Origin of the sequence: Massilia sp. YIM B02763, from assembly GCF_030412015.1 — a bacterium.
GTDB lineage: Bacteria > Pseudomonadota > Gammaproteobacteria > Burkholderiales > Burkholderiaceae_D > Telluria.
In genome coordinates this window covers 61592-86220 of sequence record NZ_JASNRD010000008.1, presented here as the reverse complement: position 1 = coordinate 86220, position 24629 = coordinate 61592, and the positions used below count along the sequence as shown (strand labels likewise).

The following is a 24629-nucleotide window of genomic DNA, read 5'->3' as shown; positions in this document are numbered from 1 at the left end:
TCATATGGAACGCAAGGACAGCCCCGGCGCCTACGACGTCGCGACCATCATGGGCAGCCTGTACGGCGACGGCATCATCGCCTGCCGCGGCGCCTTCGACGCGCACTGGGTGGCGCAACTGAAGGAAGACATCGAGACCCTGTTCGCCGAGGCGCGCGCCCGGCCCGGCGGCGCGCTGGAGCGCGGGCCGCAGCGCTACTACGTGGAAGTGCATCCGGAGCGGGTGCGCGGCTTCGTCGACCTGGCCAGCCACCCGTGGGTCGTGGCCGTGTGCTGCGCCGTCCTGGGGCCGGACTACAAGATCGTCGAGGCGGGCTTCGACATCCCGTTCCCCGGCGCGATGCACCAGCCCTGGCACCGCGACTTCGCGTCGCCGCCGGAGACGCTCAAGGGCCGGCGCCTGAATTCGCTGGCATTCAACATCACCACCGTCGACGTCACCGAGGAGATCGGGCCGTTCGAGATCGCGCCGGGCACGCAATGGGACGACCTGGGCGACGGCGACCCGATGTTCCCGCCGAAGGAAAACTACCCGCGCTACGAGGCCCGCGCCCAGCGCAAGCTGCCCCAGGTCGGAGACATCTCGGCCCGCTCGGCGCTGGCGATCCACCGCGGCACGGCCAACCGCAGCACCCAGTCGCGGCCCGTGTTCGTGCTGGGCGTCGACGCGCCCGACGCGCGCAACGCGGAAAAGCACGACCTGCAGGTGACCCAGGCCTATTGGGACGCCTTGCCGGAGACGGTGCGCGCCCACCTGCGCTGCCGCATCGTGCCGGAGCTGGAGACGATCGAGCAGGCGCACACGATCGAGGGACTGAAGATGGGACTGGAGGGATAGATCGGCTCGGCGTCGCCCCTGCGCAGGCAGGGGCCCAATTTGACCTTGGCGTGAACGCACGCGACATTGGGCCCCTGCCTGCGCAGGGGCGACGGCTTTACTTGCTGCAACTTGCTTACTGCTTGCCTGCGCGCTCGTCCTTGAGCGTGTCCGCCAGCGCATCCGACGCGATGCCCTTGGGCGGCTTGCCGACGCGGCGCGCCAGGTCCGATTGCTGGTCGAGGTTCACTTCCTCGGCCACCTCGTAGCGGCCGTCGTCGGCCGCCGCATCGCCGTCGCCGCTGTCGGCCGGCAGCAGGTTTTCCGAGCGCTGTTCCGGTCCGCCCGGCGCGCGTTGCAGGTTGTCCTTGCGTTGGTCTGGTGTCGCCATGCTGTTCTCCTTGGATGGGATCTGCGGCCGATTATGGCGCAGCCCGGAGCAGGGCAGGCGCACGCTACCCGGCGCCGCCCCGTTTGCCGCGCCGCGCCGGCAGGTTCTTTTCCAGGATCGCCCAGATGATGAGGCCGTAAGCCGCGGCCCGGATCAGGTAGTGCCAGGGCGAATCCTCGTGCTCGTCGAACGTGAGCGCCGTGACCACGCGGTGCACGCCCTCGATGCCGAAGGACAGGGCGAACCACAGGAACAGGCGGTCGCGCGTGCTGCGCCAGAAGCGCAGGAAGAACAGGGCGATGACGAGCGAGGCCATGGCGATGGCGCCGGTAATCAGGTCGTTCATCTCATTCCTTCTCGTAGATCAGCCCGTACAACAGCAGCAGCATCGCCACCAGCGCCGAGATCTGGCGCATGGGAAGCAGGTAGACGTCCGGAAACACCACCTTGTCCAATACCAGGAACACATTGTTCACCGTCATTGCAATGAACGAGGCCCCGCTCCAGAACAGCAGCCGGTGCCGCGTCCTCCGGTAACTGCCCAGCAACAGCCACGCGCAGGCCAGCGACGTCAGCGTGCACAGCGAATAGATGATGATCGCCACTTAGGAATCCTTGCGCCACTTGAAGGCGTCGGCAAACTGCTGGGCCTTGCGGTCCAGCGAGGAGTGGATGAGGTGCGTGACTTCGACCAGGTGCGTCGAATACAGGTCGGCCAGGCGGTCGATGCGTTCGCGCAGCGATTCCGGAACGGGAGCGTAGCGGAAGCAGTCGGTGTCCGGCGGCGGGCAGCGCGCGACCATGCCGGCCGTGCACAGGTCGGCCAGCAGGGTGTCGGCGGTTTTTTCGCGCACGTACAGGCGCCGCGCCAGCGACTCGCGGTGCCAGGATCGCAGCGGGTCGGCCCGCATCAACAGCAGGGCCTCCAGGAAAGGAACGGAAGGAATACTGGTCAGCACGAAGCGCCGGATGTCCTCGGGTATGGAGGGCTTGTCCATCGCTAATTTACTTTTGTACGAAAGTATTAACTTTTTGAAACCGCAATTCTATTACATTCTCACTAGAAATTGTTATGGCATCTCCAAACGTGCGCACCCCTGCACTATTCGTTGATCGTGTTCAAGACGCGGTCGGATACAATAACCGCCCGCTTGATCTTACCGATGTACCATGTTCCGACAGTTTTCCGTCCCCGCCATCCTGCTGGCCGGGCTGCTCGCCATTGCCGGCTGCCACGGGCAGTCCGACGGCACGGCATCGCGCCATGCTTCCCGTTCCGCGCATACCGGGGAGCGCCACGACGGCCGCGCCGACGCGTCCGCACGTGCCGCCGCGCCGGTGCCGCAATCCTGCGACGACCATTTCGTCGGCGGCGATGCGCCGCAGATCGTCAACCCCAAGCTTGCCGTCAACACGAAACCGCTGTGCTTCAACGTGTTCAGCGTCATGCATTCGGGCGTGACGCGCACGCCGCTGTGGTCGGCCGAGCACTTGCAGGCGCAGAACCTGCAGGCGGCCCAGGAGCTGTCGCGCGAGGATTCCTTCCACCCCGAGAAGCGCCTGCCGGCGTCGCAGCGCGCCGAGCTGTCCGACTATTCGCGCAGCGGATTCGACCGGGGCCACCTGGCCCCCAATGGCGACATGCCGGACCGCGCCAGCCAGCGCGACAGCTTCAGCCTGGCCAATATCGTGCCCCAGGACGGCGAGAACAACCGCCACCTGTGGGCCGGCATCGAGGGCGCCGTGCGCTCGATGGCGAAGAAGGAGGGCGAGCTGTACGTGGTGACGGGCCCGGCCTTCCTCGGCACGAACCTGCGCAAGGTCGGCAACGTGCTGGTACCCACCCACTTGTACAAACTGGTGTACAGTCCGCGCCAGAAGGCCGGCGCCGCCTGGTTCGTGGAAAACCAGGCCGACGCCAAGGCCAACGTGGTCCCGATCCCGGAACTCGAGCGCATCATTGGCATCAACCTGCTGCCCGCGCTGTCCGATGCGGAAAAGGAGCGCGTGCTGAAGCTGCCGAACATCCGCCAGCGCGCGAAAAAGAACAGGAAAGAGCGTCAGTCGGACGATTGACCACCCAGGAGATTTCAATGAGCACGCACGAACCCGCCTTTGCCCCCTACGAAAACGAAGCCGACGTCGTCGAAGTCGGCAACCTGACGCTGGAAAACCGTGTCGACCGCATCACTATCTCGGGCGACGTCGACCTGACCGCCGACCGCCGCGGCCTGGAACAGGCGCGCCTGTTGCAGGCCCTGCTGGCGCGCGTCGTGGCCAGCCTGGAGGCGAAGGACTTGCCGGACCGGCTGCCGCCGCCGGAGGTGAATACGGTCGACAATCCCTTCGCGTGAGCGGACCCGGCCGCGCGCGCGTCGTCGGTGCGCGGCCGCACGCCGGAAGTGCATCGACGGGCCTGCGGGCCCGTTTTTTTTGCGCCGCTCGCCGCTTTTCTGCCTGCGCGGAACTCTTCATTTCGGTGCGTCAATGGTGCGCGCAAATCGCCTGCTTTGGAGTAGCCTGAGTCCCTCTAGCGTCGTGTTCCGAGGAGGCGAGCCGTGTCGATCGATCCCATGCAGTCCCGTCCCGATGTCCAGGAATCGGTCACGATTCCCGTGCACCAGGAAGAGGCGTGGATCGAGAAGCGGCTCGTCGACTCCGGACGCGGCGTCCGCATCCACAAGACGGTCGTGGAGCATCCCTTCCAGATCGACGAGCGCCTGATGCGCGAGCACGTCGAGGTCAACCATGTTCCGGTCGACCGCATCGTGCCGCTCGACCAGGCGCCGGCCACGCGCTACGAAGGCGACACCCTCGTCGTTCCCGTCGTGGAAGAGGTGCTGGTGGTGGAACGCCGCCTGCGCATCAAGGAAGAGTTGCACATCACGAGGACCCGGCGCGAGGAGCACCACGCTGAGACTGTCCTGCTCAAGGCGGAGCAGGTCAGCGTGGAGCGCTTCGATGAAGCCGGCGACCGCCCGTCTCAATGACCATCATCGGAGGATCCATCATGCAACATACTCTAGTAGCCGTGTTCGACAACCGCAGCGATGCCCAGAACGCGATGGATGAACTGCTGGGCGCGGGCTTTGCGCGCACCGACGTCAACCTGTCCACCGCCGATCCGAGCGGCCAGGTCGACAGCACCAGCGGCGCCACCGAACGCCTGAGCGGCGAGCACGAAGAGGGCATCGGCGCCTCGATCAAGCACTTCTTCACCGGCCTGTTCGGCTCGGACAACGACGAGCACGCCACGCGCTACTCGGCGGCCGTGGCCAGCGGCCGCCACGTGGTCACGCTGACCACCCAGTCCGAGCCGGAAGTCGAGCGCGCGGCCGACATCATCGAACGCTTCGGCCCGGTCGACATCGACGAGCGCCACGACCTGTCCGGCCCCGCCAGCACGCTGGGCGCCAGCGCCTTGAGCACCGGCGCCATGGGCGCGTCGTCGGCCGGCATGCAGCAATCGTCGTCGATGTCGGCCCAATCCGGTTCGCTGGGCTCGTCGATGGCCAGCGGCGCGCTAAACCAGAGCAATATCGACGACCGTTCCTCGCTCGCCCCGGGCGCCCTGCAGAACCAGCAGGCAGCGTCGATGCAGCGCGACGAGGACGACCTGCCGTTCCCGGCCAAGCAGGACCTGAACGACGACGTTCCGCGCGGCACCACCTACCAGGAATCGACGGGCAACGTGCAGTCGAGCGGCCTGAGCCCGGCCAGCGGCTCGCTGCAGGGCACCGCCTCGCTGCAGGGCTCGAACGACATGTCGCTGGGCGGCACGGTCCAGCAGGGCAACCTGTCGGGCCAGTCGATGCAGCGCGACACGGCGTCCCTGGGCCAGACCGGCGGCGCGATCCCCGTCGTCCAGGAAGAGCTGAAGGTCGGCAAGCGCGACGTGCAGCGCGGCGGCGTGCGCGTGTATTCGCGCCTGGTCGAAACCCCGGTGGACGAGAGCGTGAGCCTGCGCGAGGAGCACGTCAACGTGCAGCGCCGCCCGGTCGACCAGCCGATCAGCACGAGCGATGCGGCGGCCTTCAAGGAGCAGTCGATCGAGCTGCGCGAGAACGCCGAGGAGGCCGTGGTGCAGAAGTCGGCGCGCGTGGTCGAGGAAGTCGTGGTCGGCAAGGATGTCTCGCAACGCCAGGAAAACATCCACGACACGCTGCGCCACACGGAAGTCCAGGTCGAGTCGCTGGGCGACGACAGCAGCTTCCGCAACGACTGGAACAGCAATTACGCCAGCCTGGGCGGCACCTACGACGACTACGCGCCGGCCTACCGCTACGGCAGCGAATCGCGCAGCAAGTACAGCGGCCGCAACTGGGACGACGTGGAAAGCGACCTGCGCACCGACTGGGACAGCCGCTACGGCACCTCGGGCGGCCCGTCGACCTGGGAAAAGTTCAAGGCCGCCGTGCGCCATGGCTGGGACAAGATCACCCCGGACATGGATGACGACGACGATTACTACCGCAACCACTGGAGCAATACCTACGGCACCAGCGGCGACACCTACAACGACTACCAGCCGGCCTACCGCTACGGCAACGAGATGCGCCGCAATCCGAAGTACACGGGGCGCAACTGGACCGACGTCGAGTCCGACCTGCGTACCGACTGGGATACCCGCTACGGCAAGGCCGGCGAGCCGTCGACCTGGGAAAAGATGAAGTCGGCGGTGCGTCATGGCTGGGATCGCATGACCTCCTGATGGATCACGCACCATGAAAAAGCCGGCGTCATGCCGGCTTTTTTTTGCGGCCGCATGCCCGCGCCGCTTCGCCGGATCATTCCGTCGAACGCTCAGCTGGGCTCCGACAGCGGCAGGCTGATGCGGTTGCGGCCCATGTGCTTGGCTCGGTACAGGGCGGCGTCGGCGATGGCGACCAGCTCGCTGGCGCTGTTGTCGTGCGAGGCGATGGCCGTGGCGGCGCCGATCGACACGGTGACGTGGGTGCCCGCCGCCAGCCGGTTGGGCACTTGCAGGGCCTCCACGCGGGTGCGGATGCGCTCGGCCACGCTGGCCGCGCCCTTCAGCGACTGGTTCGGGAGGATCACGGCGAATTCCTCGCCGCCGTAGCGCGCCACGAGGTCGTTTGCGCGCATCTCGCTGGCGACGGCGCCGGCGATGCGCTTCAGGCATTCGTCCCCGCCCAGGTGGCCATTGGCGTCGTTATAGGCCTTGAAGTTGTCGACGTCGACCATCAGCAGCGACAGCGGCTGGTGCTGGCGCAGCGCGCGCGCCCATTCGGCGTGCAGGGTGTCGTCGAAGCAGCGGCGGTTGGCCAGGCCGGTCAGGCCGTCGCGGGTGGCCAGTTGTTCCAGCGCGACCTGGGCCATCTTTTCCTCGGTCAGGTCGCGCAGGGTCTGCACGACGGCGACCAGCTGGCCGTGCTCGTCGTGGATGGGGCTGGCGTCGGCCGCCAGGTAGCGCCGCCGCCCCATGCGCGGCATGTCGCACCAGCTTTCGGCCGACAGGTGGCCCTGCTGCCCGCCGTGGTCCGGCCGCGCGGCCATGCTGGGGCGGGCACGCAGGCGGCCGATTTCCTCGGCGCGGTCCTCGACGAGCAGGTCGGCCAGCGTGGGGCGCTGCTCCTCGAAGAAGGCGCGCCAGTGATTGCGGGTGCCCACGACCTCGCTGGCGGAAACGCCGGTCAGGCGCTCGCAGGCGAGGTTCCACAGCATGACGCGGCACTGGAGGTCGAGCACGAACACGGGAATGGCCAGCATCTCCATCAACTGATGGGCGAACGCACGGTCCGGCGCGCCGCCGGCCAGCGGCGGCATGGCCGAAGAAAGCGACGCGGAAAGGGACGCCGCCTGGGCGCCCGCAACGCTGGCGAGCCGCTGTGTCGATGTACTTGTCATGGCCGTCCTTCGGGTCTGTCTGTTAGGAAATTGATTGCTGACAGGCACCGATTGTGCGCTACGGCCAATAGCGCTCCTTTGATTTATAGCAAGACCGAACGGGCGCGCGTCACCCGGGGTCGAGCACCCACCAGCGCTCCCGGACGGCCAGCAGGACGCGGTCGACGCGGGCGCACAGCAACTCCATCCGTGCCGCCAGCAGTGGGTCGTCGATGGCGCTCTGGCGTTGCAATTGCGCCAGTTCGGCGCGGATCAGCGCGAGCTGGGCGCCGGCATCCGAACCGGTGCCGGGCGCACCCAGGCGGCCGAGCAGGAGCTCGGATTCTGCCAGCGCCAGGTCGGCACGGCTGCCGATGGTGCGTTCACCGCAGCGCGCGGCTTCGCGGCGGGTGGCGGCGTCTTCGCTGTACACGGCCCAGAAGATCAGGCCGAACAGCGCGCCGATCCCGCCCAGCATCAGCACGCCGACATGCAGGTGCCGGGGCAGGACCGGCGCGCTTGCGCCGAGCCCGGCCTGCCAGCCGGACAGGGCCAGCAGCAGGAGCAGGGCAGTGCTCGCTAACCAGAACATTGGCGATCTCATGGCGAAGCTTCCGATAGTTGGGTTAGGAATTTTCCTCAAAGAGAAAGTACGTCTTTCTGATCGGAATTATCTTGCTTACGGTCAATTGAGGTGTCCATCGCACGGGCCCCGCGAAAAATCGCCCCTCTTCTACGGCCGTGCCGGCGCGCGGTATAATGGAAGGTTGACGAGAGGCTTAACGTGACTTACAGCATCAAAGAGATTTTCTATACCTTGCAGGGGGAGGGGGCCCATGCCGGCCGTCCGGCCGTGTTCTGCCGTTTCTCCGGCTGCAACCTGTGGACCGGTCGCGAGGAAGACCGCGCGACGGCCACCTGCACCTTCTGCGACACCGATTTCGTCGGCACCGACGGCGAACGGGGCGGCAAGTTCAAGGAAGCGGCGCTGCTGGCCGACGAGATCGACGGCCTGTGGCCGGCATCCTACCCGGCCAGCAAATACGTCGTCTTCACGGGCGGCGAACCGCTGCTGCAACTGGACGCGGCGCTGATCGACGCCATGCATGCGCGCGGCTTCACGATCGCGATCGAGACCAACGGCACGCTGCCGGTACCGGCGGGCGTGGACTGGGTGTGCGTGAGCCCGAAAATGGGCTCGACGCTGGTCGTGGCCAAAGGCAACGAGATCAAGGTCGTGATCCCGCAGGCGGGACAGGACCTGGCCGCCTACGAGCACCTCGATTTCGAGAATTTCTACGTGCAGCCGATGGATGGCCCGCTGGCCGAATTCAATACGAAGCTGGCGATCGACACCTGCCGCGCCAACCCGAAATGGAAGCTCAGCCTCCAGACCCACAAACTTTTACAGATTCCTTGAGAGGCGACGCTCCATGCTGACCATTACCCGCAAACTCGAATTCGATGCCGGCCACCGCATCCCGGACCACAAGAGCCAGTGCCGCAACCTGCACGGCCACCGCTACACGCTGGAAATCACGTTGACCGGAGAAGTCATCAACGTTGAAGGCAATTCCGACAATGGCATGATCATGGATTTCTCGGACATCAAGGCGATCGCCAAGGACCACCTGGTCGACGTCTGGGACCATGCCTTCCTCGTGTACGAAAAGGACGACAAGGTGCGCGAATTCCTCGCCAGCCTGCCGGGTCACAAGACCGTCGTGATCGACCGCATTCCCACCGTCGAGAACCTGGCGCAGGTCGCCTGGAACATCCTGAAGGCCGCCTACACCGACCGTTTCGGCACCGGCCTGCGCCTGCAGAAGCTCGTGCTGCACGAAACCCCGAACTGCTGGGCCGAGATCGCGGATGCCTGACCGGGAGCCAACGCCGCCGGGCATGGACGCGCCGCCCACGCCGGCGGATGAAACCTATATGGGCCTGGCCCTGCAGGAAGCGCGCAAGGCCTGGCGCGCCGGCGAGGTGCCGGTCGGCGCCGTCGTCGTCAAGGACGGGGAGGTGATCGCCGCCGGCTTCAACCAGCCGATCGGCCGCCACGACCCGACCGCCCACGCCGAGATCGTGGCCCTGCGCGCGGCCGCCGACAAGCTGGGCAATTACCGCCTGCCGGGCTGCGAGCTGTACGTGACGCTGGAGCCGTGCGCCATGTGCTCGGGGGCGATGATGCATGCCCGCCTGGCGCGCGTCGTGTATGCGGCGCCCGATCCCAAGACGGGCGTATGCGGCTCCATCCTGGACTTGTTCGCGCTCGAGCAGCTGAACCACCACACGGCGGTGGTGGGCGGGGTCCTGGCCGACGAGGCCGCGACGATGCTGAAGGGCTTCTTCGCCGAACGCCGGGCGGCGCGCAAGGCGCCGCAGGAACCGGCGGCGCCGGAAGTGCCTGAGGCGCCTGAGCGATAAGCAGCGTCGTCCTTGCGCAGGCTGGTACGACGGGAGCCGTTGCGCCGACCACACAATTCTCCCGTCGCGCCCCCGACATGTCGAAAATGGTATGCTGGTTCCAGCAGCCGCCTTGACGCGGCACGGAGAATCCCTTGGACCAACCGCTTACCTTCCGGCATCCCCACCTCCTCCGGTCGACCCGGTGCCGGCGTCGCCGCCATGCCTAGCCTGAACGCCAACGGCATCCGCATCGCCTTCGATACCGCCGGCGATCCGAAAGCCGCTCCCTTGCTGCTGATTTCCGGCCTGGGCCTGCAGATGAGCGCCTGGCCCGACGACTTCGTCGAGGGCCTGGCCGATCTCGGCTTCTACGTGATCCGCTTCGACAACCGCGACTGCGGCCTGTCGACCAAGTTCGAGCATGCGGGCACGCCCAGCCTGGGCCTGGCCTGGCTCAAATCCAAGCTGCGCCTGCCCTTGAAGCCCCCGTATGCGCTGGACGACATGGCCGACGACGCCGTCGGCGTGCTGTCGGCGCTGGGCATCGCGCGCGCCCACGTGGTCGGCGCCTCGATGGGCGGCATGATCGCCCAACTGGTCGCGGCCAGGCATCCGTCACGCGTGCTGAGCCTGACCTCGCTGATGTCGAGCACGGGCCGGCGCGGTTTGCCGGGCCCGGCGCCGGCCGTGCGCCGCGCCTTGCTGCGGCGGCCACGCAGCAGCATGGACGTCGACGCGGCCATCGACCACACGGTGCAGCTGTTGCAGGCGATCGGCAGCCCGGCCTATCCGACGCCGGAAAAACACCTGCGCCGGCGCGTGGCACGGGCCATGCGGCGCAATTGCTGCCCCGGCGGCATCGCGCGCCAGATGCTGGCCGTGGCCGCCGCGGGCGACCGCACGGCGCAGCTGCAGGGCATCGCCGCGCCCACGCTGGTGATCCACGGCGCCGCCGATCCCGTCATCCCGCTCGCCTGCGGCGTCGATACGGCCCAGGCCGTGCCGGGCGCGCGCCTGGAAGTGATCGAAGGCATGGGCCACGATTTACCGGCCCAGTTACTGGAGCGCCTGCTCGCCTTGATCGACGCCCATGCCCACGGTAAGATGACGCCCGACTCGACACCCAGGCTCTTCGTCAAACAGTGACCATTCCCGTATTCCCGCAACGCATCGGCCTCGCCGTCGTCGCACCGGGCAGCTACGCGCCCGACGCCGATGCCGTCGCGCGCGGCATCGCCCGCCTCGAAGCCCAGGGCGTCCTGGTCCACAACTATTACGAGCACGCGCGCCGCCACCTGCGCTTCGGCGATACCGACGAAGGCCGCCTGGCCCAGCTCGAGGCCGCCGCGGCCGACCCGGACGTGCAGATCGTCATGGCCCTGCGCGGCGCCTACGGCATGACGCGGCTGCTGCCGCATATCGACTTCGACCGCATGGCGGACAGCGGCAAGATCTTCGTCGGCTTTTCCGACGTCACGGCCTTCCACATGGCGCTGTACGCCAAGCGCGGCGCAGTCAGCTATGCCGGCCCCATGTTTGCCGGCGACTTCGGGGCCGAGGAACCTGTCGACTTCACGCTGGACGATTTCTGGCGCTGCCTGGCCGGCCCGACCCACGCCATCGCGGGCGAGGGCGCCGGCAATCCGGCGCTGGCCGTGGAGGGCACGGTCTGGGGCGGCAACCTGGCGATGATCTGTTCGCTGCTGGGCACGCCGTACTTCCCCCGCATCGACGACGGCATCCTGTGGCTGGAAGACATCGCCGAACACCCGTACCGGGTCGAACGCATGCTGCTGCAGCTGATGCAGGCCGGCGTGCTGGAGCGGCAGCGCGCCATCGTGCTGGGCGATTTTTCCGGCTACCGCCTGGGGCCGATGGACAACGGCTACGATTTCAAGACCATGCTGGACTATGTTCGCAGCACGCTGCCGTGCCCGGTATTGACGGGACTGGAATTCGGCCACATCCAGCGCCGGGTGACGATTCCGTTCGGGGCGCGCGGAAGGCTGCGGTCCAGCGAAGGTGGCTGGACGCTGGAACTGTCCGGCTATCCGACCTTGCAAGCCGGCTGAGCGGGCACGCCACAGGCGTGCCCGCTATGGCAAGGGCGGCGCACGGTGGTAAAATGTACGGTTTATTAGCATAACCGCGCAAAACCACAAAGGGTTTACCAAGTGCTCAGTACAGCCAACATCACGATGCAGTTCGGCGCCAAGCCGCTGTTCGAAAACATTTCCGTCAAGTTCGGCGACGGCAACCGTTACGGCCTGATCGGCGCCAACGGCTGCGGCAAGTCGACCTTCATGAAGATCCTCGGCGGCGATCTCGAGCCGTCCGCGGGCAACGTCAGCCTCGACCCGAACGAGCGCCTCGGTAAACTCCGCCAGGACCAGTTCGCCTACGAGGACAAGCGCGTGCTCGACGTGGTCATGATGGGCCATACGGAGCTGTGGAACGCGATCGCCGAGCGCGACGCGATCTACGCGAATCCGGACGCGACCGACGAGGACTACATGAAAGCGGCCGAGCTCGAGGGCAAGGTCGCCGAGTACGACGGCTATTCGGCCGAGGCGCGCGCCGGCGAACTGCTGCTGGGCCTGGGCATCGCCACCGACCTGCACCAGGGGCCGATGAGCGCCGTGGCGCCGGGCTGGAAGCTGCGCGTGCTGCTGGCGCAGGCGCTGTTCTCGGATCCGGACATCCTGCTGCTGGACGAACCGACCAACAACCTGGACATCCACACGATCAGCTGGCTGGCGGACATGCTCAACCAGCGCAACTCGACGATGATCATCATCTCGCACGATCGCCACTTCCTGAACTCGGTCTGCACCCACGTGGCCGACATGGACTACGGCACGCTGAAGGTCTATCCCGGCAACTACGACGACTACATGGAAGCGTCGACCCAGGCGCGCAACCAGCAGCTGGCGAACAATGCGAAGGCCAAGGAAAAAGTGGCCGAACTGCAGGACTTCGTGCGCCGCTTCTCGGCCAACAAGTCGAAGGCACGCCAGGCCACGTCGCGCCTCAAGCAGATCGACAAGATCAAGATCGAGGAATTCAAGCCGTCCTCGCGCGCCTATCCATTCGTGCGCTTCGAAGGCGAGAAAAAGCTGCACCGCCTGGCCGTCGAGACCGAGGGCTTGTCGAAAGCCTACGACCGCCAGCTGTTCAAGGACTTCTCGATCATGGTCGAGGCGGGCGAACGCGTGGCGATCATCGGTGCCAACGGCGCGGGCAAGACCACGCTGCTGCGCTCGATCGGCAGCGGTCCGATCACGGGCCTGGATGCCGATACCGGCCGCGTGAAATGGGCCGAGAACGCGAACCCCGGCTATATGCCGCAGGATCCGACCGAGGAATTCGCCACCGACGCCAACCTCACCGACTGGATGGGCCAGTGGACCAAGGAAGGCGACGACGACCAGGCCGTGCGCTCGATCCTGGGCCGCCTGCTGTTCGGCGGCGACGAGGTCAAGAAGTCCGTGCGCGTGCTGTCCGGCGGCGAGAAGGGCCGCATGATGTACGGCAAGCTGATGCTGGGCCGTCACAACGTGCTGCTGCTCGACGAACCGACGAACCACATGGACATGGAATCGATCGAGTCGCTGAACATCGCGCTGGACAAGTACGCGGGCACGCTGATCTTCGTGTCGCACGACCGCGAGTTCGTGTCCTCGCTGGCCACGCGCATCCTCGAGATCAAGGAAGACCGCATCATCGACTTCCAGGGCAATTACGAGGATTACCTGAAGAGCCAAGGGCTCGAGTGATTTTTCAGCCGGTTGGACGCGTGGACGGCACAGCCGTCCACCCTACCGGTAGGGTAGGCGGGTTCCCCGCCTACGCGTTCAACGGACTTCAAACGGGACATCCGTCATGAACACCATCGCCCCCATCAAGACTTTCGAATACGACCGCCCGGTCGGCGGCGTCTGCTCGACCGCCGAGGCCTGGGCCCGCACCCCATCGCCCCTGGAGGTCGCCGAAAAGACGGCCCTCAAGGAGCGCATCCGCCGCCTGCTCAAGGAACGCGAAGCCGTGCTGGTCGCGCACTACTACGTCGACGCCGACCTGCAGGACCTGGCCGAGGAGACGGGCGGCTGCGTGTCCGACTCGCTGGAAATGGCCCGCTTCGGCCGCGACCATCCCGCCAAGACCCTGGTGGTGGCGGGCGTGCGCTTCATGGGCGAGACGGCCAAGATCCTGAGCCCGGAAAAGACGATCCTGATGCCGGACCTGGACGCGACCTGCTCGCTCGACCTGGGTTGCCCGGCCGACGAATTCGCCGCCTTCTGCGACCAGCATCCGGACCGTACCGTCGTCGTCTACGCCAACACCAGCGCCGCCGTGAAGGCGCGCGCGGACTGGATGGTGACCTCGTCGATCGGCCTGGACATCGTCAAGGAACTGCACGCCCAGGGCAAGAAGATCCTGTGGGCGCCGGACCGCCACCTGGGTTCCTATATCCAGAAGCAGACGGGTGCCGACATGCTGCTGTGGCAGGGTTCCTGCCTCGTGCACGACGAGTTCAAGGGTATCGAACTGGACCTGCTGCGCGCCCAATACCCGGATGCGAAGGTGCTGGTGCACCCGGAGTCGCCGGCCAACGTGGTCGAACAGGCGGACGTCGTCGGCTCGACCACCCAGCTGATCAACGCGGCGCAGACGATGGATGCGACCCACTTCATCGTCGCCACCGACAACGGCATCCTGCACAAGATGCGCATGGCGGCGCCCGGCAAGATCCTGATCGAGGCGCCGACCGCCGGCAACAGCGCCACCTGCAAGAGCTGCGCGCACTGCCCGTGGATGGCCATGAACGGCCTGCAGAACCTGGCCGCCGTGCTCGAGGCGAGCGATGGCCGCAACGAAATCCACGTCGACCCGGAAGTCGGCCGCCAGGCCAAGCGCGCGATCGACCGCATGCTCGATTTCGCGGCCGCCAAAAAGGCCAAGGCGCTCCCGACGGGCGCGCTGGAAAACGAAGGCAAACTGTTCTCTGGAGTCGGACCCGCATGACAACGCTACGTAACCCGCATGCCGACGAAGGCCAGATGGACGAAAAACTGCAGGCCGCGTTCGAGCAGAACATCCTGGCCGCGCTGCTGGAAGACGTGGGCAGCGGCGACCTGACGGGCAAGCTGGTGCCGGAGCAGCCGCGCGCGAAGGCGCGCGTCATCGTGCGCGAGCAGGCCGTCCTGTGCGGCGCGCCCTGGTTCGAAGGGGTGATGCTGGCGATCGATCCCGAGACCGAGATCGACTGGCAGTACGCCGAGGGCGACGTCATGGCGGCCGACAGCGTCGTCTGCACGATCGAAGGCTCGCCCCGTTCGCTGCTGACCGCGGAGCGCTCGGCGCTGAATTTCCTGCAGCTGCTGTCCGGCGTGGCCAGCAGCACCCGGACCTATGTCGACGTCGTCGCCGGCACCCGCGCACGCATCCTCGATACCCGCAAGACGCTGCCCGGCCTGCGCCAGGCGCAGAAGTACGCGGTGCGCGTGGGCGGCGGCGAGAACCAGCGCATGGCGCTGTGGGACGGCATCCTGATCAAGGAAAACCACATCGCGGCCGCGGGCGGCATCACGGCCGCGCTGAAGGCGGCGAACGCGCTCGACGCGGGCGTGACGATCCAGGTCGAGGTCGAATCGATCGCGGAACTGGAGGAAGCGCTGGCCGCCGGCGCCGTGTCGATCCTGCTCGACAACTTCGACCCGGACACGATGCGCGACGCGGTGCGCATCAATGCCGGCCGCGCGCTGCTGGAGGCGTCCGGCGGGATCAATATGCAGACCGTGCGCGCGATCGCGGAGACGGGCGTGGACCGGATCTCGATCGGCAGCCTCACCAAGGATATCCGGGCGACGGATTATTCCTTGCGCATCATCGGATAATAAACGTGATTCGTCACGGTTAAATGGTGGGCACCTGGTGCCCACCCTGCGATGCCGCTTATTCGTGACTATTCGTGACTATTCGTGACGCATCACGTCCCGCTCTCGCTCGCCCGCGCCAACGCCTCGGCACGCGGGTCGCGCAAGTGCACGGGCGCTCCCGCCTGGGCCGCGATCGCGTCGACGGCCGCCATCACCTTGTCCGGGTGCGCATAGTGCGTCATATGGCCCACGCCCGGTTCCAGCTGCAGATCGCTGTCCGGGACCCGTTCGTTCAGGCGCTCCGAATTGTGGCCGAAGTCGACCACGCGGTCCTGCGTGCCGGCGATGATCGTGACGGGCACCTTCAGTTCCTGGTAACGCTTGGACAGGGCCAGCGCGGCCGGCACCATCATCGTGTTGTCGGCCGCGGCCGCGCGCAGCTGGCCGGGGCGCAGTGCCATCCACGGCGACACCTGCTCGAAGCGCGGATCGACGGGCAGGGGCGCGAACATCCTCTTCTTCAGCGGCCGCCACAGCATGCGCGCCGTCAACGGCGAGATCGTGTAGCGCATCACGTCGCCCAGCAGCGGGATCGCGGGCCCGGACAGCAGCGGCACGTCGACCCGCAGGCTCGGGTAGTAGTAGCCGGACAGCAGCACGAGGCCGCGCACGAAGTCCGGCACGTCCAGCGCCATCGACAGGGCGACTTGCGTGCCCAGCGAATGGCCAACGACGATGGCGGAATCGACGCCGATCTCCTGCAGCGCGTGGTGCAGCAGCCGCGCCTGGGCCTGCGGCGTCCACACGCGGTTGCGCGGACGTTCGCTGTAGCCGAAGCCGGGACGGTCGAAGGCGATCACGCGGTAGTGCTCGGCCGCCTTGTCGATGATGCCGCTGTACGTGAAATCGTCGGCCAGCACGCCGTTCCCGTGCAGCAGGACCAGCACTGGCCCTTCACCCCGTTCCAGGTAGTGCAGGCGCACGCCGTCGACCGTCACGAAGCGGCCCTGAGGCGGATGCGCGGCCTCGGCCTGTTTCGTCCTGGCCTTCACGTAGAAGAACGATGCGGCCAGGCCGATGCCGGCCAGCAGGGTGCCTGCCTTCCAGCGTGTCAAGCCGGTGCCCGATGCGGTATTGCGTAGCGTGTTCGTCACAGTATTCCCCCGTCGAGTTGAATGGATGGCGTGTCTCCTCCAGCCGGCTCCAGTCCCCGGTTCAACAGGTCGAGCGCGAGCGGCAGGATGCGCTCGGCCGAGTCTTCGATCTTGATGTCCAGCAGGTCGTCGGCGCGCGTGCGTCCGAGGTTGATCGCCGCGATGGGCTTGCCCGCCGCCTGCGCCATGCGGCAGAAGCGGAATCCCGAATACACCATCAGCGAGGAGCCGACGACGAGCAGCGCGTCGGCTTGCTCCATGCGATCCAGCGCGATGGCTGTGCGCGCGGGCGGCACGTTGTCGCCGAAGAAGACGACGTTCGGCATCAGGTTGCCGCCGCAGCAGATGCAATGGGGCAGGCGGAAGTCCGCCAGTTCGGCCGGCTCGACGGCGGCGTCGCCGTCCGGCAGCGGCGTGGCGTTGGCGCCCGTCATGTGCGGGTTCGCGCGCTCCAGCTGGTCCTGGACGAAGGCGCGCGGGAACAGCGCCGAACACTCCAGGCACGCGACCGAATGGATGTTACCGTGCAGTTCAAGCACGCCCTGGCTGCCGGCCTGGCCGTGCAGCCCGTCCACGTTCTGCGTCAGCACGGAGCCGATCCTGCCGATTGCCTCCAGCCCCGCGATCGCGACGTGCCCGGCATTCGGGCGGGCGCGCGCCAGCACGGGCCAGCCGATCATGCTGCGCGCCCAGTAGCGGCGCTGGACGTATTCCGACTTGCGGAAGTCCGGTCCGTGGATGGGCGGCTTGCCGCGCCGGTTGCCGTCGGCGTCGCGGTAGTCCGGGATCCCGGACGCCGTCGACAAGCCGGCGCCGGTCAGGACCAGCGCGCGCGGATGGCGGTCGAGGAATCCCGCGACCGCGGCCGCATGGGCGTGCACGGTGGCGGGATGGGTGAGTGCTTCGGACATCGGCTGCTTCCTTGTCGCTGCTTCCTGGTTGACACCTGGCGATGCTAACACCCTTACTGCCGGGGCGGACACACGTTTCCGCCACGGCACGGGCCCCGTAGCACCCGCCCGCGCCTCAGCGCGAGGACCAGACGATCCCGCCGACGATCAGCGCGAACGCCAGCGCGTGGTAGGCATGAGGCAGTTCCCCCAGGAAGGCCGAGGACAGCAAGGCGGTGAAAAGCGGCGTCAGGTTGACGAAGAAGGCGCCGATGCCGGGGCCGGCGCGGCGGATGCCCGCGCCCCACAGCGCGAACGCGAGCACGGCGGGGCCGACGGCCACGAACAGCAGCGCCGCCGCCACCGCTGGGCTCCAGGCGATGGCGTGCGCGCCGAGCGACCACTCGGCGCCGGCGAACAGCCCGGACCACAGCAGGCCGTAGCCGACCTGGGCCAGCAGGAAGCCGGCCCAGTCGCCGCGCAGCGCGGGCACGTCCTTCGGCTGCAGCAGCATCCAGCTGTAGAACGACCAGGCGATCGTGGCCAGGATCATGTACAGGTCGCCGGCGACGATGCGCAGCGCGAGCAGCTGGTGCACGTCGCCGCGGCACAGCACGACGAGCACGCCGGCGATCGACAGCACGGCCCCGCCGACCTGTCGTCCGCGCACGGGCACGCCGAAGAACAGGCGCCCGACCAGCATCATCCAGACGGGCATGCCGGATGCGACGAGCGTCACGTTGATGGGCGTGGAGCTCTGCAGGGCAAGGTATTGCAGCGAGTTGTACATGCCGATGCCCAGCAGGCCGAGCAAGGCGTAGCGGCGCCAGTTGGCCAGCACGCCGCTGCCCGGCCGCAGCGCGGCCCGGCCGAGCGGCAGCAGCACCAGCAGCGCGATGGTCCAGCGCAGCAGGTTCAATGTCATCGGCGGCACGGCCTCGCGCACGAGGCGGCCGACGATGGCGTTACCGGCCCACAGCAGCGGCGGGACGGTCAGCAGCAGGACGGTCGACGGGGTCAGCGACGACGCGAGCTTGCCCTTCACGTCAGCGCGGGCCCGGCGCCAGCACGCTGGGCAGGGCCTTGGGCAGCGTGTCCGGATAGTCGCGCGAGTAATGCAGGCCGCGGCTTTCGTGGCGCGACAGGGCGCTGCGCACGATCAGGTGCGCCACCTCGACGAGGTTGCGCAGTTCCAGCAGGTCGTTGGTGACGCGGAAGTTGCGGTAGTACTCCCCAATTTCTTCCTTCAGCAGCTTGATGCGGTGCTCGGCGCGCTCCAGGCGCTTGTTCGTGCGCACGATGCCGACGTAGTTCCACATGAAGCGGCGCAGCTCGTCCCAGTTGTGGGCGATCACGACCTCCTCGTCGGCATTGGTGACGCGGCTCTCGTCCCATGCCGGCAGTTGCGGCTGGCCCACGGCCGGCGCGGCGGCGATGTATTGCGCGCAGGCGCGGCCCACGACCAGGCATTCGAGCAGGGAATTGCTGGCCAGGCGGTTGGCGCCGTGCAGGCCCGTGCACGCGGTCTCGCCGACGGCATACAGGCCGGCGATGTCGGTGCGACCGGCCAGGTCCGTCACCACGCCGCCGCAAGTGAAGTGCACGGCCGGCACGACGGGGATCGGTTCCTTCGTGATGTCGATCCCCAGTTCCAGGCAGCGCGCGTAAATGGTCGGGAAGTGCTCCTGGATGAATGCCGGACTCTGGTGGCTGATGTCCAGGTGGACGTAGTCGAGGCCGCGCTTCTTCATCTCGAAGTCGATGGCCCTTGCCACCACGTCGCGCGGGGCCAGCTCGCCGCGCTCGTCGTGGGCCGGCATGAAGCGCGTCCCGGCCGTCGCCCCCGCCTCGGGCGGCAGTTTCAGCAAGCCGCCTTCGCCGCGCACGGCCTCGCTGATGAGGAAGGATTTGGCGTACGGGTGGTACAGGCAGGTCGGGTGGAACTGGATGAATTCCATGTTCGACACGCGGCAACCGGCGCGCCAGGCCATCGCGATGCCGTCGCCGGTGGCGGTGTCCGGATTGGTCGTGTAAAGGTAGACCTTGCCGGCGCCGCCGGTGGCCAGTACCGTGTGCTCGGCCTCGAAGGTCAGTACCTTGCCGGTGGCGCCGTCCTGCACGTAGACGCCGTGGCATCGCGGCTGGCCGGCCAGCGCCGGGGCGCCGCCATGCACGCCGGTGGGCGTCAGCTTGTCCGAGGTAATCACGTCGATCGCGCTGTGGTGTTCGAACAGGGCGATGTTCGGGTGGTTGCGCACCTTCTGTTCCAGCGTCACCTGGACGGCGTGGCCGGTGGCGTCGGCCGCGTGGATGATGCGGCGCTGGCTGTGGCCGCCTTCGCGGGTCAGGTGGAAGCCGAGTTCCGCGCTCTCGTCGCGGGTGAACGGCACGCCCTGGTCGATCAGCCATTCGATCGCCTCGCGGCCGTGTTCGACGATATAGCGGGTGGCACCCTCGTCGCACAGGCCGGCGCCGGCGACCAGGGTATCGGCGATGTGCTGGTCGTGGCTGTCGCCCGAGTCGAGCACGGCGGCGATGCCGCCCTGGGCCCAGTTGCTGGCCCCTTCGAGCAGTTCGCGCTTGGAGATGATGGCGACCTTGCGGGTCTGGGCCAGGTGCAGGGCGACCGACAGACCGGCCAGGCCGCTGCCGACGATGACGACGTCAAATTTCATCGCAAGTCTCTTGGATTGTTCTAGGTATGTCGAAAGAGCATCACTATAGACCATTTGTGGCGCAGTCGCCCGGCAGGCAGCGATAATCCTTCACCGACGCTGCCGGGACGCGGGCATCCCGGCATGGCGGCCATGGTCGTGCAGGATCGTCTCGTACAGCTTGCGGTAGCGCGCCGCCGCGACGGGCCAGCTGTGCCGCGCGGCGATGGTATCCGCCGCCGCCCGGCCAAGGGGGCGCAGGCGCAGCGGGTCGTCCAGCAGGCGCGCGAGGGCGCCGCACAGCGCCGTGCGGCTGCCGGCGCGAAACAGCATGCCGTTGTGGCCGTTCACGAGCAGCTCCGCGTGGCAGGCGATGTCGGACGCGACGACGGTACAGCCCTGCGCCATCGCATTGAGCAGCTGCCGGGGCGGCGCGAGGCCGGCCGTGCGGGACCCGGGCATCGCGGGAAACACGGTGACGTCGGCGCGCGGCAGCAGGTCGGCGATGCGCCGACCCGTGAGCTCGCCCGTAAACACGACGTGGCCGCGCAGTCCGAGCGCGGCGGCGCTCTGCTCCAGTTCGTCCAGCCGCATGCCTGCGCCCGCGACGACGAGGCGCAGCGCGGGACGCCTACGCCGCAGCAGCGCGAGCGCCTCGAGCAGCAGGTCGATGCCGTCGGCCAGCTCGAGCGGCCCGGCATAGGCCAGCAGCGGCGCCCCGTCCAGGCCGCGCGGCGCGGGAACGGCGACGCATGCGCCGGGCAAGTCGGCGGCGGACGGCAGCACGGCGATGCGGCGCGCGCGAATGCCGCCGGCACGCAGGAAAGCACGGACGTCGGGTGTCGCCGCCACGAGCGCGTCCGCGCCGCGCAAGGCGAGGCGGTCCAGCAAGGGCAGCGCGGCGCCGGCGGCGCGCCGGTCCGCCTCGACCAGCAGGGGCAGGCGCGCCAGCCGCGCCGCCGGCCAGGCCGCGAGGGCGTGCCGGCTGCCGGCATGGACGTGGATCAGTTGCGGCCGCGTCAGGCGCGTCACGTCGTGCAGCCGCTGCGCCAGCAGGATGCCGCCGGCGCCGATGCGCAAGCAGGGCGGGAGGCTGGTCGGGGCCGCCGTCCGGTAGAACTGCCAGCCCGCCGGCACGGATTCGGCGACGACGGCGGCACCGGCGGCACCTGTCGCGGGCGCCGCCAGCTGCACGGTCTGCACGCCCTGGCTGCGCAAGCCATCCAGCAGGGCCAGCGCGCGGCGCGCATAGTCGGTAGGGCGCAGCACGGCGTGCTCGAACAGGTGCAAGACGCGCATCGGGCATCCCGGTCAGGTGTCCCAGCGCGACCGGTCGTCGCTGCGCGCCGGATCGGCGCCGCCCCGCGCCAGCGTGTCGTAGACGGCCAGGTAGTCGCGCGCCATCGCCGGCATGCTGTGGCGCGCGATCACCTGGCTGCGCGCCCTGGCGCCGTGACGGGCCGCCATGTCGGGGATGCGGCAATAGTCGGCGATGGCCGCGGCCAGCAATTCCGGCGACAGCGGCGGCACCAGGATGCCCGTGAAGCCGGCATGGACCAGCTCCGCATTCCCGGCCACCGCGCTGGCGACGACGGGCAGGCCGCTGGCCATCGCCTGCAGGATGGCGTTCGTCCTGTCCTCGGACGGCGCCGGCAGCACGAACAGGTCCATCGCGCGCAGCAGCTGCGGCAGGTCGGAGCGGGCGCCGGGCAGCCAGGCGCGCGCGCCGGCACCGGCCCGGTTCAGCAGGGACTGGCATTCCTGGCGCGCGGGCCCGTCCCCGACGATCAGCAGGCGCAGCCGGGCATGGGCCGGGTGCGGCGACGCGACCAGGCGCAGGAAGGCCTCGACCAGCGTGACATGGCTGGCGGCGTCCGTCATGCGGCCCGAGCTGCCGATCACGAAGGCGCCGTCCTGCATGAAGCCGGGCGGCCCGACGGCGGCGGCCGGTCCCAGGCGCGGGTGGAACTGCACGCTGTCGACGCCGTTCGCGATCTGCGACACGCGCGCCGGCTCGGCGCCCACGGCGTCGATCAGCCACTGTTCGAGGTCGCTGCTGACGGCGATGAAATGGCCGATCAGCGGGCGCAGCAGCCGACGCAGGATCCAGCCTCCCTGGCCGGCGGCGTCCTCGCGTCCGTGTTCGGCATGCACGCGCAGGCGCACGCCGGCGAGCGCCGCCACCAGCTGGGCCGGCAGGCCGGAGCGGTTGCGGGTATGCACGAGGTCGGGTTGCAGCGCCCGCAGCGCGCGGTACATGCGCAGCCACAGCAACGGGTCGCGGCCCTCGCGCCGGTGCAGGCTGACGACGTCGACGCCCCGGGCACGCAGTTCGCCCACGTATTCGCTGCGTTCGCGCAGGCAGACGATGGCATGGCGGTAGCGCCCGGCCGGCAGGTGGCGGATCAGGTTCAGCAGGGCGCCGTCGAGCTGGGCACCATCGAGGCCGTCGACGAAGTGGGCGACGAGGCGCGTGCGTTCGCCGGGCGCGGACAGCGCGGCACTGGCGGGATGTTGGGCACCCATGGGGCCACCATCCGTTCAGGCAACCTTCAGGGAAGCGCGCACCGCCGGCCCGGCCGCGGCAAGCGACAGGACGGCGGACTGGACAGGATGTTCGTGGTGATCCATGGCGGTTCCATCCTCGGTGGGGGCGATGCGACGGCGGCGCTGCCGGCGCAGGAGGATTATATTGCGATGCAACGCGGGCGATTTCGTGCTTTCCGGCGCCCTTGACAGTGCTCAAACAGCGGCCGACGTCATCCGTACGCCGCCGCACGGACGCGCAGGCAACGATCCGCGAGGATGGAAGCTTGTCGAAACAGAAAGGATCTACCATGACCACCCATGACGCAAACAACGTGGCCCAGCTGAAGGCCAAGATCGCCGACGTGCGCTTCCCCATGTTCACCTGGCAGGACGCGCACGGCCACCTGCTGAGCCAGCCGATGACGAAGGAAGACGTCGACGACGACGGCGGCATCTGGTTCTTCACCTCGACGCTGACGTCGCTGTGGGACTGCATCGCCCACCGTCCGCAGGTGAACCTGGCGTTCGCGAACCCGGACGACAGCCTGTACGTGTCCGTCAGCGGCACCGCCGAGCGCGTCGTCGACCGCGAACTGATCCGCGCGAAGTGGAACACCGGCGCCCAGGCCTGGTTCCCGGCCGGCCCCGACGACGAGCACGCCGTGCTGGTCCGGGTCGACCCGCACTCGGCCGAATACTGGGATTCCAACGACAGCAAGATGGTCCGCATGTTCGCCATCGCCAAGGCCGCGGTGACGGGCACGACGCCGGACATGGACAGCGAGCACCGCACGCTGAAGCTGTAACGCTGATCGCGCGAGCAATTCCTCTCTTGCAATAAAAGCAGGGGCTGTCGTACAGTAGACGCTTCTTCAACGGGAGCGTCGATGGATTCGAACGGGCAGGGCGGAACGGGATGACGGCGCTGGTCGGACCGCTGGAACTGGCGGCAAACGTCTTCACCGCCCTGGCCATCGTGCTGGCCGGCCGCAACAACGTCCACACCTGGTGGACGGGCATCGTCGGCTGCACGCTGTTCGGCATCCTGTATGCGGACAACCGCCTGTACGCCGACGTCGTCCTGCAGGGCTTCTTCGTCGCCACCAGCGTGCTCGGCTGGTGGAAATGGGCGCGCGGCGACCATGGCGAACCGTTGCCCATCACCCACGCGACAGGCCGCAACCTGCTGTGGATCGTGCCGGCCGGCGTGCTGGCCATGGCCGCCTACGGCACGCTGCTGCACCTGACCACGAACGCCTACGCGCCGTTCTTCGATTCCGCGGTCTTGGTGTTTTCCATCATCGGCCAGATCCTCATGATGCAGCGCCGGGTCGAGAACTGGCCGTTCTGGGTGCTCGTCAATACCATCGCCGTCCCGCTGTACTACAGCCGGGGCCTGGTCCTGACCTCCGTGCTGTACGCCGGCTTCTGGATCAATGCCGTCGTCTCCTGGCTGAACTGGCGCCGCCTGGCGCGCGCGCACGGGAAACGCCCGGAGGCCGGCCTGGCGACTTCTCCCACCCATTCGTCATGAAGGGCGGCGCCGTCGTCAAGCAGGCGCAGTAAACCTTCACCGGGGGCCGACCCGGGCGAGCCTCGGCGGACGGCTATGCTAAGCTGGTCCCTCGACGCGCAGGCCGGGATGACACCGGCCGCGCCGCGAAGGGATGTCCGTCCATTCACCAGCACCAAGGAGGAATCGATGGCCCAAGACCGACCGATCGACACGATGCGCAGCTGCATCGAAGCCTGTTACGCCTGCGCGGCGGCGTGCGACAACTGTTCCACCGCCTGCCTGCAGGAAGGCGACGTCAAGATGATGGCGCGCTGCATCGCGCTCGACATGGACTGCGCCCAGCTCTGCCGCACGGCCGCGGCCCTCATGGCGCGCGGCAGCGAATTCGCCAAGGCCGTGTGCGCCGTGTGCGCCGACGTGTGCCAGGCCTGCGGCGACGAATGCGGCAAGCACCCCATGGACCACTGCCAGCAATGCGCGGCCGCCTGCCGCCGCTGCGCCGAGGAGTGCCGGCGCATGGCCGCCTGAGGGCGGGGCCGCGGG

The 24629-nt window shown here is 68.0% G+C and carries 28 protein-coding genes; 16 read left to right on the top strand and 12 right to left on the bottom strand.

The window, feature by feature from the left end; translation table 11 throughout:
• The first annotated feature begins 4 nt into the window (after positions 1-4).
• Positions 5-838, top strand: a complete 834-nt coding sequence (locus tag QPK32_RS12635) for a phytanoyl-CoA dioxygenase family protein (protein ID WP_290413167.1) — start codon at positions 5-7, stop codon at positions 836-838.
• A 115-nt stretch (positions 839-953) separates the two neighbouring features.
• Here the strand turns inward: QPK32_RS12635 and QPK32_RS12630 are convergent, their stop codons facing one another.
• The 4 genes from QPK32_RS12630 to QPK32_RS12615 all read right to left on the bottom strand — a co-directional run bounded on the left by QPK32_RS12630 (position 954) and on the right by QPK32_RS12615 (position 2206).
• Complete coding sequence (locus QPK32_RS12630) at positions 954-1208, bottom strand: hypothetical protein (RefSeq protein WP_290413166.1); 255 nt, start codon at positions 1206-1208, stop codon at positions 954-956.
• Between the two features lie 64 nt (positions 1209-1272).
• Positions 1273-1554 (bottom strand): DUF5985 family protein, encoded by a 282-nt coding sequence (locus QPK32_RS12625; RefSeq protein WP_290413165.1) that lies wholly within the window; start codon positions 1552-1554, stop codon positions 1273-1275.
• Position 1555: 1 nt separating this feature from the next.
• On the bottom strand, positions 1556-1813 hold the full coding sequence (locus QPK32_RS12620) for a DUF5985 family protein (RefSeq protein ID WP_290413164.1): 258 nt from the start codon (positions 1811-1813) through the stop codon (positions 1556-1558).
• The gene (locus tag QPK32_RS12615) at positions 1814-2206 is read right to left on the bottom strand and encodes a hypothetical protein (RefSeq protein ID WP_290413163.1); all 393 of its coding nucleotides are present in this window, start codon (positions 2204-2206) and stop codon (positions 1814-1816) included.
• Between the two features lie 172 nt (positions 2207-2378).
• On the opposite strand from QPK32_RS12615, the gene QPK32_RS12610 reads away from it, so the two are divergent.
• From QPK32_RS12610 to QPK32_RS12595, 4 genes are all read left to right on the top strand, one after another.
• Positions 2379-3284 (top strand): DNA/RNA non-specific endonuclease, encoded by a 906-nt coding sequence (locus tag QPK32_RS12610; RefSeq protein WP_290413162.1) that lies wholly within the window; start codon positions 2379-2381, stop codon positions 3282-3284.
• A gap of 17 nt (positions 3285-3301) precedes the next feature.
• Positions 3302-3562 (top strand): hypothetical protein, encoded by a 261-nt coding sequence (locus QPK32_RS12605; RefSeq protein ID WP_290413161.1) that lies wholly within the window; start codon positions 3302-3304, stop codon positions 3560-3562.
• Between the two features lie 204 nt (positions 3563-3766).
• The gene (locus QPK32_RS12600) at positions 3767-4198 is read left to right on the top strand and encodes a DUF2382 domain-containing protein (protein WP_290413160.1); all 432 of its coding nucleotides are present in this window, start codon (positions 3767-3769) and stop codon (positions 4196-4198) included.
• Positions 4199-4218: 20 nt separating this feature from the next.
• Entirely contained in the window at positions 4219-5919 is a 1701-nt protein-coding gene (locus QPK32_RS12595) for a YsnF/AvaK domain-containing protein (protein ID WP_290413159.1), read from the top strand.
• A 92-nt stretch (positions 5920-6011) separates the two neighbouring features.
• Here QPK32_RS12595 and QPK32_RS12590 read toward each other — a convergent pair whose 3' ends face one another.
• Together QPK32_RS12590 and QPK32_RS12585 are read right to left on the bottom strand one after the other, a co-directional pair.
• Positions 6012-6995, bottom strand: a complete 984-nt coding sequence (locus QPK32_RS12590) for a diguanylate cyclase (protein WP_290413269.1) — start codon at positions 6993-6995, stop codon at positions 6012-6014.
• 190 nt (positions 6996-7185) lie between these two features.
• The gene (locus QPK32_RS12585; protein WP_290413158.1) at positions 7186-7659 is read right to left on the bottom strand and encodes a hypothetical protein; all 474 of its coding nucleotides are present in this window, start codon (positions 7657-7659) and stop codon (positions 7186-7188) included.
• 180 nt (positions 7660-7839) lie between these two features.
• Here QPK32_RS12585 and queE point away from each other — a divergent pair, with 180 nt between their 5' ends.
• From queE to nadC, 8 genes are all read left to right on the top strand, one after another.
• On the top strand, positions 7840-8475 hold the full coding sequence (gene queE / locus QPK32_RS12580; protein WP_290413157.1) for a 7-carboxy-7-deazaguanine synthase: 636 nt from the start codon (positions 7840-7842) through the stop codon (positions 8473-8475).
• Between the two features lie 13 nt (positions 8476-8488).
• Positions 8489-8935: a 6-carboxytetrahydropterin synthase QueD gene (gene queD / locus QPK32_RS12575; RefSeq protein ID WP_290413156.1), complete on the top strand. Its 447-nt coding sequence runs from the start codon at positions 8489-8491 to the stop codon at positions 8933-8935.
• 22 nt (positions 8936-8957) lie between these two features.
• Complete coding sequence (tadA, locus tag QPK32_RS12570; RefSeq protein ID WP_290413268.1) at positions 8958-9482, top strand: tRNA adenosine(34) deaminase TadA; 525 nt, start codon at positions 8958-8960, stop codon at positions 9480-9482.
• Between the two features lie 201 nt (positions 9483-9683).
• Positions 9684-10610 (top strand): alpha/beta fold hydrolase, encoded by a 927-nt coding sequence (locus tag QPK32_RS12565; RefSeq protein ID WP_290413155.1) that lies wholly within the window; start codon positions 9684-9686, stop codon positions 10608-10610.
• The gene (gene ldcA, locus QPK32_RS12560) at positions 10607-11536 is read left to right on the top strand and encodes a muramoyltetrapeptide carboxypeptidase (RefSeq protein WP_290413154.1); all 930 of its coding nucleotides are present in this window, start codon (positions 10607-10609) and stop codon (positions 11534-11536) included. Before QPK32_RS12565 ends, ldcA begins: the two co-directional genes overlap by 4 nt.
• Positions 11537-11638: 102 nt before the next feature.
• On the top strand, positions 11639-13240 hold the full coding sequence (locus QPK32_RS12555; protein ID WP_290413153.1) for an ABC-F family ATPase: 1602 nt from the start codon (positions 11639-11641) through the stop codon (positions 13238-13240).
• Between the two features lie 106 nt (positions 13241-13346).
• A complete protein-coding gene (nadA, locus tag QPK32_RS12550) occupies positions 13347-14489 on the top strand; it encodes a quinolinate synthase NadA (protein WP_290413152.1) in 1143 nt (380 codons plus the stop codon).
• Positions 14486-15361: a carboxylating nicotinate-nucleotide diphosphorylase gene (nadC, locus tag QPK32_RS12545; RefSeq protein ID WP_290413151.1), complete on the top strand. Its 876-nt coding sequence runs from the start codon at positions 14486-14488 to the stop codon at positions 15359-15361. The genes nadA and nadC overlap by 4 nt, the downstream gene beginning before the upstream one ends.
• Before the next feature lie 92 nt (positions 15362-15453).
• Here the strand turns inward: nadC and QPK32_RS12540 are convergent, their stop codons facing one another.
• The 6 genes from QPK32_RS12540 to QPK32_RS12515 form a co-directional block, all read right to left on the bottom strand.
• Positions 15454-16497 carry an alpha/beta fold hydrolase gene (locus QPK32_RS12540; protein WP_290413150.1) on the bottom strand — a complete coding sequence of 348 codons (1044 nt, stop codon included), beginning with the start codon at positions 16495-16497 and terminating at the stop codon, positions 15454-15456.
• Entirely contained in the window at positions 16494-17408 is a 915-nt protein-coding gene (locus QPK32_RS12535) for an NAD-dependent protein deacetylase (RefSeq protein ID WP_290413149.1), read from the bottom strand. Before QPK32_RS12535 ends, QPK32_RS12540 begins: the two co-directional genes overlap by 4 nt.
• Positions 17409-17523: 115 nt before the next feature.
• Positions 17524-18432 (bottom strand): DMT family transporter, encoded by a 909-nt coding sequence (locus tag QPK32_RS12530; protein ID WP_290413148.1) that lies wholly within the window; start codon positions 18430-18432, stop codon positions 17524-17526.
• Position 18433: 1 nt separating this feature from the next.
• The gene (gene nadB, locus QPK32_RS12525) at positions 18434-20062 is read right to left on the bottom strand and encodes an L-aspartate oxidase (RefSeq protein WP_290413147.1); all 1629 of its coding nucleotides are present in this window, start codon (positions 20060-20062) and stop codon (positions 18434-18436) included.
• Positions 20063-20152: 90 nt separating this feature from the next.
• Positions 20153-21340: a glycosyltransferase family 4 protein gene (locus tag QPK32_RS12520; RefSeq protein WP_290413146.1), complete on the bottom strand. Its 1188-nt coding sequence runs from the start codon at positions 21338-21340 to the stop codon at positions 20153-20155.
• 12 nt (positions 21341-21352) lie between these two features.
• Positions 21353-22567: a glycosyltransferase gene (locus QPK32_RS12515; RefSeq protein WP_290413145.1), complete on the bottom strand. Its 1215-nt coding sequence runs from the start codon at positions 22565-22567 to the stop codon at positions 21353-21355.
• A 311-nt stretch (positions 22568-22878) separates the two neighbouring features.
• On the opposite strand from QPK32_RS12515, the gene QPK32_RS12510 reads away from it, so the two are divergent.
• From QPK32_RS12510 to QPK32_RS12500, 3 genes are all read left to right on the top strand, one after another.
• Positions 22879-23376 carry a pyridoxamine 5'-phosphate oxidase family protein gene (locus QPK32_RS12510; protein WP_290413144.1) on the top strand — a complete coding sequence of 166 codons (498 nt, stop codon included), beginning with the start codon at positions 22879-22881 and terminating at the stop codon, positions 23374-23376.
• A gap of 119 nt (positions 23377-23495) precedes the next feature.
• The gene (gene pnuC, locus QPK32_RS12505; protein WP_290413267.1) at positions 23496-24104 is read left to right on the top strand and encodes a nicotinamide riboside transporter PnuC; all 609 of its coding nucleotides are present in this window, start codon (positions 23496-23498) and stop codon (positions 24102-24104) included.
• Between the two features lie 168 nt (positions 24105-24272).
• Entirely contained in the window at positions 24273-24614 is a 342-nt protein-coding gene (locus QPK32_RS12500) for a four-helix bundle copper-binding protein (RefSeq protein ID WP_290413143.1), read from the top strand.
• Positions 24615-24629: the final 15 nt, after the last annotated feature.